This is a genomic window from Streptomyces sp. NPDC033216 (assembly GCF_055577115.1).
Window position 1 is genome coordinate 98111 of the sequence record NZ_JBVIQK010000019.1, and the last position, 13217, is coordinate 111327.

The following is a 13217-nucleotide window of genomic DNA, read 5'->3' on the forward strand; positions in this document are numbered from 1 at the left end:
ACCGTGGTCCAGAATCAGGGCATGGACGTCCCCAAGCTGCTGGAAGCCGCTTCCCTGCTGGTTCCTGAGAAGATCGCCACTGAGAACGACATCACGGTGAGCGACGTCTGGGAGTACCTCGCTCACGACGAGTGGGAAGTGGCCCTCGATCTGCTGGAAGAACTCGGTGACGTCCGCCCGCTTCCGCTCAGCTTCTGGGAAACCCTGGCCACCGCTGCCGAACAGATGAGGCTGGAGAAGAGCGCGGCCTGGTGCCACTGGCGCGCCTTCGAGACCCGCCACGGGATTCTCCGAGCCGACCTCACCCTCCGCCCGGCCACCGAAGCGCGACGACAGACGCCCATCTCTGGCGCTGGCGTCCTGCGACCGATGTGGAACATCGGCCACCGGACCGCGACCGGCGAACCGGTTCTCAACATTGCCCGGCTCTGGGTGGAGTTCACGCCTTTCCTGGAGCCCGGGGGACATGCCTCGGTACGACTCGCGCCCCTGGACCCCTCGCAGTGGCAGCACCTTCAGCCCGGCCAGGTGATCACCATGCACGAGGACCAATCGGTGGCAGGCACGGCGGTTGTCCTGGAGATCCACCGACCCCCGGCCACGTTCACCACATAAGAACGAGCGCAGTCGACTCGTGCCCTTGGTGCAGAGAAAGTCCAGGTGGAACGCCCCATTGATTCCGTGCGAGGTCAGCTTGTAGAAGCCGCCCTTGCCGGTCTTGGTGGCGATCTTCTCCAACAAGCCCTTGCCGGGAACCCTGCGGTCCGCGGCGTAATGGGTTCCGAACGAGACGGCGAGCGCGGCCGCGGCGGCGGCCGGGTGGACCCGGATGCCGAGCGCGCGGGCGCCGGCCCCGGCGACGATCGCCTGCGTGGCCGTGTAGGTCAGGCAGTGGTGCAGGCACGCCATACGGCCATCGGCCGTGCCGTGGGTCGCCTTCTCCTTCGTGTCCGGGTCCTCGTAGGTGACCGGGTGGTCGTCGGAGGCGCCCTTCACACGGGCACAGAAATCGTCCTGGACCCAAAAATCGCCGATGGCGCTGGCGGCGCGGGTCAGTCCGAGCAGGGCCGCGAAGACGGCGGGGCGATGCGTCATGCTGGATTTCTCCTGATCTCGATGGGTAAGGGAGCGGGCGGCCGGCCTTTTGCCGGTGCTGCGGCCGCCCGGTGTGCCCCGTCCCGGCCTGTGTGGCCGGGACGGGGTTCGCGCTACGCGGCCAGCCGGTGAGCGGCGGGCATCGCGGGCGCGAGGTAGCCGCTGGGGTCCACGGGCGTCCCGTCGAAGCACTCGATGCAACAGCCGAGCTTCTTCGAGAGGCAGAAGAAGAACCGCCTCCCGCAATCGCCGCAGGTCTGGCGAGCTGCCATGGCTCGGTCCAAGGCCCATTCCTGAGCGAGCGTCGGAGTCCGCTTGGGTCTCGCCAGGTCGACACGGAGCAGGAAGCCGCGGGTGGGGTGAATGCACGACCACTGCGGCCGGTACGAGCACCACTTGCAGCGCACGATCGCGACCGGGCCCTTGTTGCCGCCGGGGCTGAGGCCCATGTCCCTCAACTGGCGCCTGGTGACCAAGCCCTCCGGCACAGCGCCACGGTCAAACTCCGGCAGGAGCGCGTCGCTGCGCGGCACCCGCTTCACCTCGCGGGGAGGCCGCTTCATCCGGGGGCGCGTCATCACCTGCTCCAGGCACCGGGCAACCGGTCGGGGCGGTGCGGGTAGCGGGGGCCGGGACGCTGCGGGCGGGGCCGGCCGATCCGGCGGCGCGGGCGGGGAATGAGCACGAGCAGTTCCTCCAGTCGTCGGTGGACAGCGCTGCGCCCCGCCGACGTCGTGCAGGTGTCGGCGGGGCGCAGCTGGTGGTGCGGCTGGGTTATGCGGCGAGGCCGTGGGGTGCTATCCGGGTGTGGCCGGCGCGGGCATGGTGTGGCCCGGCCGGGGCGTCTCCGGCTGTTGCTGGGGGGCACCGTGCAGGTGGGTACCGACCAGGTAGCCGATCAGCAGACCGGCGACGCCGAAGATGTTGTGGCGGTTGCCCTTCCACCAGGTCGGGGCCGGGGGCTCGGTGAGCACGCCTATGACGGCCGGTGCTTTCGCAGCCAAAACGGGGGCTCCTTCTCGCTCGGAACGGGGTGGTGCGTGTGGCCGGGCGGCCTGTCCGGTCCTCGCCCATCCCGCGAGGGCGGGGCGAGGACCAGGCAGGGCGTCAGGTCAGCGGGCGGTGCGGGTGCGGAACTGGCGGGCGGCCCACGACCGCAGTTGGTCGAAGCGGGTGGGGTGCGTGTGCCGCCAGGCGCTGGCCTCCAGGCCGTGCTCGGTGGGGAAGGACTCGGACACGCCGCAGGTGCACGTCCAGACGTACGGCTCGGAGCGGGTGTCGTCGCGGGTGGCGGTGACCTTGGCGGGGAGGCCGTCGTGGCTCCCGTGGAAGGTGCCCACCCAGAACTCGTTCTCCTGCAGCTGCGGCTTCATCGGATTTCCCTTCGGGGCTGGTGGTGGTGGATTGCGGGACGGGGTCAGCGCTGGAGCGGGTGGATGTCGCCGAAGTCGTCACCGGCCGGGGCGGGCGCGGGGATCGTGGCGTGCAGGTGGAGCGTGGGGTTGAACTGGTACTGCGGAGGGTGGTTGTGGACGATGGGCCGCAGCGTCAGGCCGCGCAGGGCGAAGATGCTGGCCAGTGCCCACATGAGGGCGGCGAGCCCGGTGGCGGCGGCACGGCCCCCGGCGGGGGCGGTGGACCAGATCATGGCCAGGCTGCCGATCCCGAACAGCAACCAGGCGATGCGGGCTCCGGCGTTGCCGAAGAACCCGCCGACGAGACCGAGCAGCCCGGTCAGCTGCCAGAACGCGGACAGGGCGGCCGGGGCGACGGACAGGTGCGCGGCCTGGTCGGCGAGGAACACGCGGACGGGGTGGTCGACCGTGCCCCACAGTCCGCTGCCGTCACCGCCGTTCGTGGCCGGGACGGCGGACAGGCCCTTGAGCGTGACGGAGGCGATGTCGCCGGCGGCGTCCAGCATCATGACGATGAGGCTGAGCCCGCCGAACAGTGCCGCCGCCTTGATCCAGGTTGCGATCTCGTGCCAGCTGGCGTGCCGGGCCTGGAAGACCTCTTCCCACCGCTGGTAGAGGAAGCCGCCCTCTTCCCAGGACGCCTTCCACGCTGCGCGGAGCTTCGCGAGGCGCCTGGTGCCGTGCGTGCCGTCCAGCTCGAGGACCGGCGGCGGGGGCGCCTGGTCGAACAGGTCGAAGAAGGACGGGTTGTCCTGGCCGTTGACCGGTTTGTCGTTGCTGGGCATGGCGTAGCTGCTCCCTTGGTGGAGGTGGGTGGTGAGCGGTGGTGGGCTGGCCGGGTCGGTCAGCGGATCTCGTTGCGGGTGCGGGAGAACATCCCGCGCTGGTTGCTGGTGTTGTTGATCTCGGTGTTCTGGGTGACCGGGCCCTCGTAGACGTTCGTCGTGCTGCTGGACTTCGCCTTGGCGATGGCTGCGCCGCCTGCGGTGAGCACCATGGCCAGGCCTGCAAAGGGGGCGATGACGATGAGCGCGAAGCGTTCGAGGCCGGGGACGCTGACGAGGGACAGTCCCCTGAAGAGGAGCCAGGACGCGCAGCCGAGACCGGTCGATCCGGCGCCGACGCCGATGCTCGCGACGGCGATCCCGGCCGCCCAGGCCGGGACGATCCGCTTGTCGTCCTGCTTGACGGGCGGGGCATCGCCGTAGGCCGGCGGCTTGGTGTCGTCGCGGAACGAGGTGGGGTGGTGACGTACGGGCTTGCTCGCCCAGTCGTCGATCAGGCGGCGGGCTTCGGCCGCGGCCTCGGACTCGGGCATGCCGTGCTGGGTGTTCAGGGGGTCCATCGGTCTCTCCGATCACGCGGGAAGGGGAGCGCCCTCCTGGCCGTGGTGGCCGGAGGGCGCGTGGGGGAGGGGCCGCGCGCAACGGCGAAGGGCGTCGCCGGAGTGGTGTCCGGCGGCGCCCTTCGGCGTTGTGCAGCAGGTGAGTTGGGGCTGGCGGGTGGGTAGTCACCGCACCTGCGCCCCGGGCATCCTCGATCCAACAGGCGCGGGGAAGGGGATCGGGTGGAGTTCGTCTTCGAGTGCGGGTGGTGCGGCGGGGACAACTTCTTCGTGGGCAAGCAGGTCGGCTTCTGGGTCGACAAGTGGGAGGTGCCCGCGGAGTGGGACTGCCGCTTCTGCGACGGGCTCAACTACACGCACGACCCGCCGTGGACCGAGGCGTAGTTCAGAAGCTGGAGATCAGTCCGGCGAGCGAGACCAGGCCGCTGTTGATGGTCGGGGCCAGGCCGGTCGCGGCGAGGGTGAAACCGAACAGCGTGCAGACCAGTGCGGAGCCGACGCGGACGTAGCCGCCCTTGACCAGGACGACGACGATGATGCCCAGCAGCACGGCGGCAGAGATCGAGAGGGCCACGGCGGTGGTGCTCCTTCACAAGGGGTCGGGTGGGGCCGGCCGCGCTCACGCGAACCGGCCCCGGGATTGGGTGGGTGTGATCAGGCGTCGGTGAGGTTCTTGATGGCCTCCAGCGCCTGGCGAGGAGAGGCGACCTGCTCGGAGCGGCGGCCGCCGCCCTTGGAGCCGCGCCCGCCGCCGCCCTTGCCGCCGCCTCCGCCGCCGCGCCGGCGGGAGCGGCCCTCGCCCTCGTCGTCCTCGTCGGGCTCGGGCCAGAACTCGCCGGGCCGCACAGGCTCGTTCCAGTCGAACCACAGGCCGCGCTTCTCCAGCTCGCTGATCTCGTAGTCGGTGAGCCGGTTGACCTCATCGGGGAACAGCTCGGAGAGGTCGGTGTCGAAGTCGGCGTACAGCGACCGCATGAGCACGGCGCGGCCGTTGTCGAGGACGATGACCGCGACACCGCCCGTGGAGACGCCGTTCTCCGGGTCGGCCTCGCCCTTCATGGCCCGCTCGATCGCGGAGCCCTCCTGGCGGGAGTAGCGGGCCGGGATGGTCGGCACGTCGTAGGCGTTCTCCATGGTGCCCTCCGCCGCCTTGCGGGTGGCGCCGGGCGAACCCATGTTGAAGATGATCGGCCTCGAGTTCTGCCGCAGGTTGTCCTTCATCTCCGTGGAGAACCCGTTGTGCGCGAACGGCGACTGGCCCGCCGGGTTGAAGCCGATCCCGTACTTCAGCCCGGTGACCGTGAGGTCATCGCCGTCCTTCTGGATGAACTCGCCGAAGTCCCCGTCCTGCGCCGCGGTCATGAACTCATCCGCGTACACGTTGAGCTGCCGGTAGGGGCAGCGCGTGTCGCCGGGCTTGTAGTCGTGCGGCTGGCCGTCGTGCGGCCAGGGCATCTCCGCCCTGATCTCGCACAGCGCCTTCGCCGCGCGCAGCTGCCGCGCCATCCACAGTGCGTTCGAGCCCTGCCGGTCGATGTACCGACCGAGCACGGTGGTCTTCTCGTCCTTGCGGACGGTCGACAGCCACACCACCTGGCCGTCCAGGGACTGGGCGGCCATGTTGATCGCGAAGAACTGCGTCTTGCCGGAGCGGGACACCCCGAGGATGAGGCCGTGGGCTGCGGCGTTCTTGTCGTGCTGGTACACCATGGTCTTCACCGGCTGGCCGGTGATGGTGAACCCGCACACGTACATGCCCTTGGCGTCCGGGGTGAGCAGCTCGCGGGTGGCGGGGAAGAACGCGCTGAGCGGCGGGGTGTCGAAGGCGCTGATCAGGAACTCACTGCCGTCGATGAGGACGAACACGCAGGAGTCGTCCTCGGGCAGGTTCAGCGCACGGCAGACCTTGGGCAGGTCGATGCGCGGCGACTCGGTGGAGTCGGCCATCTTCGCCCGGTAGAACGTCACCCCGCGTTCTTCGTCGCGGGTCTTGTGGACCAGCTCGGAGCCGGGGGCGCCGCCCTTGGGCCCGCCGACCCGGTCCGTCCAGCGCTCCTGCGCGGTCGGCTTGGTGCGGCGGCGCTGGTTGGCGTCGGGGGTGATGCGGGCCTCCATCCAGCCGGGCCCGCCCTGGCGGCCGGGCTGGATGGCGACCTCCGCCAGGACGACGTCGCTGGAGTGCACGCCGAACGGCGCGGCGACCGCGGCCTCCGACAAGCCGGTGATCGGCCGTCCGGTCTCCGAGGCGCGCAGCAGGATCGTCATGTCGTGCTGCATGCCGGGGTGCCGGGTGGCCTTGACGATGTGCGTGCGGCCGGGCATCCCGGCCTGCTCCCACAGCACGCGCGCGTCGCGGGTGAGCAGGTCGGCGCCGTCGTCCGGCTGCTCCACCGGCTCGTCGAGGACTTCGGCGGGCGCCGGCTGCGAGGCCGGGGCGGCAAGAGCGGGGCGGTGACGGCGGCGGGTGTGCCGGGAGAACGGCATCACCAGGTAGCCGGCCGCCGCCCATCCGGCGGCGAGCAGCCCGTCCATCCAGTACGGGCCCCAGCCGGTGGTGGTCTTGGCGGCGACGTCGACGGCGGCGGCCAGGACCAGCGGAGACCAACGCAGAATCTTGCGTCCGGCGCCGGGCTCGTCGCTCTTGGCGGCGAGGAACCAGCCGCCGATCCCGGCGGCGCCGGCCAGTTGCACGACCTGGTTGACGGGGCTGTCGGGGTAAAGGTTCGGGGCCACGGCCAGCACGGGCGCGGCGAGGGTGTAGGCGAGGCGTTCGAGCGCGACACTGCGCGGCGTGGTCACCGGCTTCTCCTTCGGCGAATGAGCACGGGCGGCCCCGCGATGTGCGGGGCCGCCCGTGGCGGGGTGGGGGTGGGGGAGCGGGGTCAGTCGTTGAAGAAGCCCGGCTTGGGCGTCCTCTCGCGCCGGTTGGAGCGGATGTCGTCCAGCGCGCCGTAGAGCTTGGAGTGGGTGCGCTTGGTCTCGTAGGTGAGGTCGGCGGTCTCCTGCGCGGTGTCGTGCAGCTTCTTGACCTGGACCCCGGCGCCCCCGAGGGCGACACCGACGTTGCTGGTCAGCTCCACGAACTTCGGGTCGAGTTCGGCGTTGGCGACGTCGCGGGCCGCGTCCTCGGCACGCTTGCGGTTCTTCGCGATGCTGCGCACGAGTTCCTCCAGGCCGAGCCCGGCGTCGTCGAGTGCGCGTCCGAGGGTGTCGAGCTTGGCCTGGACGGCCTTGTAGCGGTTGTCGCCGTCGGCCACGGCGGGCGCCGCGCTGCTGGGGCGGGGTGCGAGTTCGCTGCTCATCAGCGGGTTTCCTCCCTGGTCTTAGTCGTGGTGGGCGGCGGCCGACGTGTACTTCAGGCCCGCGTCTTCCTTCGCAGCCATGTCCTGGCCGTACACGCGGGCGACCATGGCGGCCGCGAGCTTGGCGGCCTCCAGGGCCAGACCGCACTCGGTCGCGCACCGTTCGGCCTGCTGCTTCATGCGGGCCGCGGCGTCGGCCAGGTCCGAGATCAGCTCGGTGACCTCGGTGGTGACGTTGTGGTCGCCGATCAGGTCGGCGGCCATGTCCCGCAGGGCGTCGGCGACCTTGTCGAGGGCCTCCCCGAGGGCTTCGGCCCGCTCTTGGTCGGACGCTGCCTGGATGGCGATGTTCGCCATCTCCACCAGGTAGTCGCCGAACGTGATGTCCGTGCGGTGCTGGGCTCCGAGGCCGCCCGCGCCGGACGGCCTGCTGACCTGCGAACTGCTCACGCTGCTCCCTTCCGTGCTGGTCGGCCGGCTGGTGCCAGGCCGCGCGGTGTGCTTCTCCGGCGCGGGCGGCAGGCCCTTCACGCCGGTCGTCATGGCTGCGGGCCCGTCAGGGACGATGTCCGCGTTGACGATGTCGTCCTCGCGCTTGCCGTCTGTGCGCAGCGGGCGGGCAGGGCGGCCGGGCCACTCCCACGTCGGGGTGGAGTCCTCCTCGCCGAACGGGCTGTCCGCCGGACGGTCACGCCGACCGGCACGACCCGTACGACCACGTCCCGCACGCCCGGTCCGGCCGGTGCGGCGGGTACGTCCACGCCGTCCGGCCCGGCCTGTGCCGCCGGTGCGCCGGCGCCGGAACCGGCGCCGCTTCTTCGCGTCGCCAGACGCCCCGTCACCGGCCGTTGAGTCGGTGCCAGGCGCATCGCCCGCCTTGCCGTCCTTCGCGGCGCTGGAGGCCCCGTCAGGGCCGTCCTTGGCGGACTTGGCGTCCTTGCCGTCGGTGCTCTTGCCGTCGTCAGTGCCCTTGCCCTTGGAGTCCTTGTCCTTGGTCAGGCTCACCTTCTCGGTGCCGGCCTTGACGTCGGCGTCCTTGGCGTCCTTGGCGTCCTTGGCGTCCTTGGCAGCCTTCGCGTCGGCGCGGCGCTTGTCCCAGCGGCGCTGGGCTTCCTCACCGACGGCCTGACCCAGCGTGGTGCGGCCCGAGTCGGCCGACGCCGCGGCTTCCCGCTTCGCCTTCCGTGCCTCCGCCCGCTCCGCCTTCTTGGCCCGGCGGGCCTCCCACGCCTGCTGCCGCTGGGCGCGCGCCTGGTCGCGGTCCTTGCTCCGGTCCGCGACGCCGGCGGCGTGCCCAGCTGTGCGCCGCTCCTGCCGCCCGGCCTGCCGGACCCCGGCGCGCTCCTGGCGGCCGCGGGCCCGCACGGCACGGGCGCCGGACGCCTGACCCCCGCCGTCACCCTTCGAGTTGCCGCCCCGGCCGGAGCCGCCAGAGCCCGTCTGAGAGCCTTTCGACCCCCCGGACGGACCGCTGCGCCCCGGACCGGATGCACGGCCGCCAGAGCCCGTCTGAGGGCCCTTCGCGCCGCCCTTGCCGCTCCCGCTGCCCCCGGACGATCCGGACCCCGAACGGCCGCCGGGGCCTCCGGAGTTGGAGCCGCGCGAGCCGCCGGGCCGGTTCGGGCCCGAGCTCGAGTTGCGGGACGGCCCGCTGCTGCCCCCGCCGCGCGAGGACCCGCCCCCGCCGCCGGCCTTCGCGCGGCCCTTGTCCGCCCCCAGGCCGGAGCCGGACGCTTTCGTGCGGTCGGCATCAGCCTTTCCGCGGGCCGCCGCCTTGTCGCCCTTCGCTTTCATCATCGCGGCGTGGAGCTTTCCGTTCTGCTCCATCATCGCGACTTCCTGCGCGGTGCGACCCTCCAGCAGCGCCGCCTTCCGCGCTATTTCAGCCTCACGGAAAGGCGCTTCGCTTTCATGGTTGGCCCGCGCCATTTCCAGCCGAAATTCCAACCAGTCACCGAGACGGTCAGCGAGAGAACGAGGCTGTTCATATTCACCTTCCTCGTATTCACCGTCATCTTCACCGGTTTCCGGTGCGGTAATTCCTTCGGAACGCAGCGCGGTCGCAGGGTCCGGGGCCGCCGGAATCGTCGGCAGTTCCATCGTCGCTTCCTCCGGGCGCTCCGGGGGAGCCTCCGGAATGTCTTCCGGCGGTGGAATGGTGTCGATGAAATCCGGGATCGGCGGCAGCGGGTACGTGGAATCACCGCTCCAGGGACCGTGGACCAGCGTTCCGCCGCCGGTGTCGTCGGACTCGTCGGACACGGTGCACCCCCCTCCAGGGGACTTGACAGACAGTGGGGTCTCGTGTGCACGCGCGTGCACGTGCACGTGTGCACGCTTTACGCGCGCGAGGCCCCGCCGGAGTCCGGCGAGGCCTTCGTGGGTGACGCTCAGTTACGCGGGCCGTGCTGCTTGAGGACGGTGTCCGCGTACTGCATGAGGTGATCGAACAGCCGCGGGTCACCCGCCTGCCGCTTCTCCAGCACCAGCTTGAAGAGGCGGCAGACCAGCGTGAACGCGGTGATGACATCACCGCGACCGGCTTTGACTTCCCTGGTGATTTCGGACCGAGTAACGCGAAGCCAGAATTCCATCCGGCCGATCTCGCCGCGACTTTCGATCGCCTTGCGCTCTTCTTCCTGCAGCCAGCCGTTCCGCCCTTGAATGGAGCGTTCGGCACTGCTGAGGGGGCGCGTCACGCCGACTCCCTCTTACCGAGGTCGTAAATCGACGTGGGGCCACCATACACGGAATTCTGGCTCTGCGCACCCTGCTGCGGCGGGTTGGGTGCGGCCTGGAGCGTCGGCGGGTTCTTCTTCCGCTGCTTTTCCAACTCCTTTTCCTTCCTGTCCTTGGCCGTATTTACAACGGCCTCGTCGTGGGCGCGGCGCTTATAAGCGCTCTTTTCGAGGCCCTCGGTGAGGTTGTTCAGGTTCTTGAGCACGTTCCCGAGGGCCTTTTCGACGGGCATCGCGCGCAGCCTGGCGTGGTACCAGCGGTCGCCCTCCACGTGCGTGTCGCGCAGGTGCACGCGGGTCTCGTGCGCGAGGGTCTCCAGGTTCTTGCCGATGTCCAGCAGGACCCGCTGAACGTCGGCCAGGTACCGGGCGGTTGCCTCCGGGTTCTGCGCGACGTCGCGCAGAGGGAAGTGGTTCGGGTCGTTGCTGTTCATGCGAGAAGACCTCCAGGTCTCGGGGGTTGGGGAAGGGGGAAATCCGCGATCCCCGAGGCTGTTGCGCGGGGTTGGGGCGGTACTCGGTCGTGCCTGGCCCGCGCCCCGCTCGGGGCGGGAGCGGGCGAGCGGCCTGCCGGCCGTGGCCGTCACCGGTCCGCGCTCGGGGTGCGAGCGCGGACCGGTGGCGACCATGAGCGGCAGGGGTTCCGCCAGGAGGGTGAGCGCGTCAGCGCTCACCGGGCGCTCACCTACGCGCCCGGGGCGGCCTCTTCGACCTGAGCGCGCAGGCGCTGAGCGGTCGGCCGGGAGACCGGAGTGTCGGACAGGCCCGCGTCGGTGAGCGCGTCGCGGATCTCCGTCCACTCGGGGCGGCGCCCGAGCTCGGTGTAGAGCAGACGGATGCGAGCGTGGCGGCGCTCGGTAAGCGCCTCCGTCTCGCTGCGCGTACGAGCGTTCTCCGCTCGCTGAGCGTCCGTCTCCTCCGTGGCGCGCTCACCCTCGTGAGCGCCGGAGGTGAGCGCCGGGCGCTCACGCTCACCGCGAACCTCCCCGGAGGTGAGCGCGCTCACGTCGGGGTGAGCGTGCTCGGTTTCCTCCACGCGCTCGGTGGTCTGAGAGTCCTCGGGGGTGAGCGTGTCGGCGAGCGCGGCGGGCGCGCTGCCGAGCTTGAGCGTCATCCGCTGCTCCAGCGGAGCCTTCCAGCGCCACAGCAGACCGTGCTCTTCCTTGAGCTGCGCTCGCAGGTAAGTCTCCTGCTGGAGGCGGGTGAGCGCGTCCTCGTAGGAGGTGATCTCCCACAGGATCATCCGGCGGCGCAGCCGGGCGGTGGGGATCGGGGCGAGGATCCAGCGGGAGCGGCGCACCGTCTCCATCCGCTTCTTGCCGGTGACCGCGCCGATCCGCGTGGCGTACACGTGGGAGGCGATCTCCGAGAAGACGACCCACAGCAGGGTGAGGGCCGCGTGACCGAGACGCCCCGAGGTGCTGTCCGAGGCGTTCCAGTTGAGGTAGACGGTCACCGCCGTCAGTGCCCTGGGCACCCAGCGGATCCAACGCAGCTCCATGCCCATGCGGATCAGCACCAGGTTGGCGCCGGTGAAGGCCGGGATGGCGACGTCGATGCCGACCGGCAGCAGCCACGGCCACTCCCAGCCCCACCCGGCCGCCTTGGTCTCCAGCGCGGTGTAGGAGGACAGTAGGCCGAGGGTGGAGACGACGGCGGCCGCCAGGACGATCGCGACGACCAGCACCAGTTCCTGCCCGGACAGCGGCGGGACCCCGCCGGCGGGCCGGGCGTCGGCCCGAGCCTTGCGGCGGGCGGCGCGCGACTCGGTCCGGATCTCGCGGCGGCGGGCCCGCTGCACGGTGCGCTGCGTCGCCGCCTCCATGACCCGTTCGGCCTCGGCTCGGGCCTGCGCGGCGGCGGCCTGGTCGGCCGTGGCCTTCGCCGCCGCCTCCCGGGCCGTCTTCGCGTCCGTCTCCGCCTGCTCGCGCAGCCGGGCAACGTCCTTGTCGGCGGCGGCCCGCAGCTCCTCAGCGGTGGACCGGGCGTCGGCCAGGGCGCGATCGGCGTCGGCACGAAGGCCCGCGGCCACCTTCTCGGCTCCGGCCCGCACCTGCACGGCCTGGTCGTCCGCGCTCTCGCGCATCCGGTCGGCCTCGCCCCGCGCCCGCTCCAGCACCTGTTCGGCGTCGGTGGTGGCGCGGGTGCGGGTCTCAGCCGCGGTGCGCTCCGCAACCGCGAGCAGCTCGGTGCGCTTGGTCTCCGCGTCGGTCCGGACCTGCTCCGCCTGCGCGGCCGCCGTGGTGGTGACCTCTTCCGCCTGGCGGCGGGCGTCGGCGAGCATCTGCTCGGCAGCCGCCTTGGCGTCGGTGAGGACCTGGTCGGCCTCGCCGGTCGCCGTCGTCGTGACGGTGTCGGCCTCGCGGCGCGCGTGGGCGAGCAGCTGCTTGGCCTTCGCTTCGGCGTCGGCAAGGACCTGCTCCGCGTCGGCGGCCGCGGCACTCGCGGCGTCGTTGCGGACCTGGTCGGCTTCGGCCTGGGCGTCGGCGAGGATGCGGGCCTGCTCGGTCGTGGCGGCCTCGGTGATCGTGGCGGCCTCGGTGCGCGCGCCGTCCAGCAGTTCGGCGGCGCGCTCCCGGCCGTCGGCGAGGATGCGGGCGGCGTCGGCGGCGGCCTGGTCCCGGAGGTCGGCGCCGCGGTCGGCGGCGTCGGCCAGGTGCGGGTCGGCCTCCGGGTGCACCAGCGGCGCGGTGGTCTCGGGGGCGGTGGCCTGGGCGGGGATGGAAGCCGGCGGCGTCGGCGCCTTGGCGCGCCCGTTGGCACGAGGCTTCGCAGCCGGGGCGGTCTGGCGCCTGCGGCGGGTGGTGCTCTTGGGGGCCACGGGGTGTCCTCTCTTACGTTGTGGCGCCTCCGTGCAAGAGGTCACCGCGGGTCGGCGTCGGTCGGTAGGGTCTTGACCAGGTCCTCCGGGGCCTCGGCAGCTCTAATGCCGGGGACTCGGAGGACCGTCTGCGTGGAGCAGGTGGTCAGCGCTGGGCGGGCAGCGCGGCGGCGAGGGGGCGGTGCGGGGCGACGACCCGGCCGTCGGGGAGCAGCTCGCCCGTGTCCTCGAACAGCAGGACGCCGTTGCACAGCAGGCTCCAGCCCTGCTCCGGGTGAGCGGCCACGACGTGCGCGGCCTCGCGGTCCGGGCTGTCGGCCGACGGGCACTTCGGGGTGTGCGTGCACAGCGAGTCCGGCATCCGGGTGGTGCCGGCGGTCGTCGCGGTGTCGAGCTGGGTGCTGCTGCGCATGGGCTCTCCTGCGGGGATGCGGGCCCGAGACTCTCCCGGGCTGGAGGCGTGCGAAAGGCCGGCCGCCCGTAGCGTGGGCGGCCGTTCGG

At 71.7% G+C, this 13217-nt stretch carries 15 protein-coding genes; 2 read left to right on the forward strand and 13 right to left on the reverse strand.

Annotated features, from left to right (window positions below):
- Positions 1-21: 21 nt before the first annotated feature.
- The gene (locus ACZ5Y0_RS28210; protein WP_469131500.1) at positions 22-615 is read left to right on the forward strand and encodes a hypothetical protein; all 594 of its coding nucleotides are present in this window, start codon (positions 22-24) and stop codon (positions 613-615) included.
- A gap of 593 nt (positions 616-1208) precedes the next feature.
- On the opposite strand, the gene ACZ5Y0_RS28215 is transcribed toward ACZ5Y0_RS28210, so the two are convergent.
- From ACZ5Y0_RS28215 to ACZ5Y0_RS28235, 5 genes are all read right to left on the reverse strand, one after another.
- Complete coding sequence (locus ACZ5Y0_RS28215; RefSeq protein WP_469131501.1) at positions 1209-1673, reverse strand: RRQRL motif-containing zinc-binding protein; 465 nt, start codon at positions 1671-1673, stop codon at positions 1209-1211.
- A 219-nt stretch (positions 1674-1892) separates the two neighbouring features.
- Positions 1893-2099 (reverse strand): hypothetical protein, encoded by a 207-nt coding sequence (locus tag ACZ5Y0_RS28220; protein ID WP_469131502.1) that lies wholly within the window; start codon positions 2097-2099, stop codon positions 1893-1895.
- A gap of 108 nt (positions 2100-2207) precedes the next feature.
- Complete coding sequence (locus ACZ5Y0_RS28225; protein WP_469131503.1) at positions 2208-2468, reverse strand: hypothetical protein; 261 nt, start codon at positions 2466-2468, stop codon at positions 2208-2210.
- A 44-nt stretch (positions 2469-2512) separates the two neighbouring features.
- Positions 2513-3295, reverse strand: coding sequence for a hypothetical protein (locus tag ACZ5Y0_RS28230; RefSeq protein ID WP_469131504.1), 783 nt, complete (start codon positions 3293-3295; stop codon positions 2513-2515).
- Positions 3296-3354: 59 nt separating this feature from the next.
- The gene (locus ACZ5Y0_RS28235) at positions 3355-3855 is read right to left on the reverse strand and encodes a hypothetical protein (RefSeq protein ID WP_469131505.1); all 501 of its coding nucleotides are present in this window, start codon (positions 3853-3855) and stop codon (positions 3355-3357) included.
- A gap of 222 nt (positions 3856-4077) precedes the next feature.
- Between ACZ5Y0_RS28235 and ACZ5Y0_RS28240 the strand changes: the two genes are divergently transcribed.
- Positions 4078-4239: a hypothetical protein gene (locus ACZ5Y0_RS28240; protein ID WP_210595504.1), complete on the forward strand. Its 162-nt coding sequence runs from the start codon at positions 4078-4080 to the stop codon at positions 4237-4239.
- 1 nt (position 4240) lies between these two features.
- On the opposite strand, the gene ACZ5Y0_RS28245 is transcribed toward ACZ5Y0_RS28240, so the two are convergent.
- The 8 genes from ACZ5Y0_RS28245 to ACZ5Y0_RS28280 all read right to left on the reverse strand — a co-directional run bounded on the left by ACZ5Y0_RS28245 (position 4241) and on the right by ACZ5Y0_RS28280 (position 13065).
- The gene (locus ACZ5Y0_RS28245) at positions 4241-4429 is read right to left on the reverse strand and encodes a hypothetical protein (RefSeq protein ID WP_469131506.1); all 189 of its coding nucleotides are present in this window, start codon (positions 4427-4429) and stop codon (positions 4241-4243) included.
- A gap of 80 nt (positions 4430-4509) precedes the next feature.
- On the reverse strand, positions 4510-6654 hold the full coding sequence (locus ACZ5Y0_RS28250; RefSeq protein WP_469131507.1) for a chromosome segregation protein ParM: 2145 nt from the start codon (positions 6652-6654) through the stop codon (positions 4510-4512).
- 83 nt (positions 6655-6737) lie between these two features.
- Entirely contained in the window at positions 6738-7157 is a 420-nt protein-coding gene (locus tag ACZ5Y0_RS28255; RefSeq protein ID WP_469131508.1) for a conjugal transfer protein TraB, read from the reverse strand.
- 21 nt (positions 7158-7178) lie between these two features.
- Complete coding sequence (locus tag ACZ5Y0_RS28260; RefSeq protein WP_469131509.1) at positions 7179-8522, reverse strand: ATP/GTP-binding protein; 1344 nt, start codon at positions 8520-8522, stop codon at positions 7179-7181.
- 1025 nt (positions 8523-9547) lie between these two features.
- On the reverse strand, positions 9548-9856 hold the full coding sequence (locus ACZ5Y0_RS28265) for a hypothetical protein (RefSeq protein ID WP_432197068.1): 309 nt from the start codon (positions 9854-9856) through the stop codon (positions 9548-9550).
- On the reverse strand, positions 9853-10329 hold the full coding sequence (locus ACZ5Y0_RS28270) for a hypothetical protein (RefSeq protein WP_469131510.1): 477 nt from the start codon (positions 10327-10329) through the stop codon (positions 9853-9855). Before ACZ5Y0_RS28270 ends, ACZ5Y0_RS28265 begins: the two co-directional genes overlap by 4 nt.
- 251 nt (positions 10330-10580) lie before the next feature.
- Positions 10581-12716, reverse strand: a complete 2136-nt coding sequence (locus tag ACZ5Y0_RS28275; protein WP_469131511.1) for a DUF2637 domain-containing protein — start codon at positions 12714-12716, stop codon at positions 10581-10583.
- 145 nt (positions 12717-12861) lie between these two features.
- Positions 12862-13065 (reverse strand): DUF5999 family protein, encoded by a 204-nt coding sequence (locus ACZ5Y0_RS28280; RefSeq protein ID WP_469131540.1) that lies wholly within the window; start codon positions 13063-13065, stop codon positions 12862-12864.
- Positions 13066-13217 lie beyond the last annotated feature (152 nt).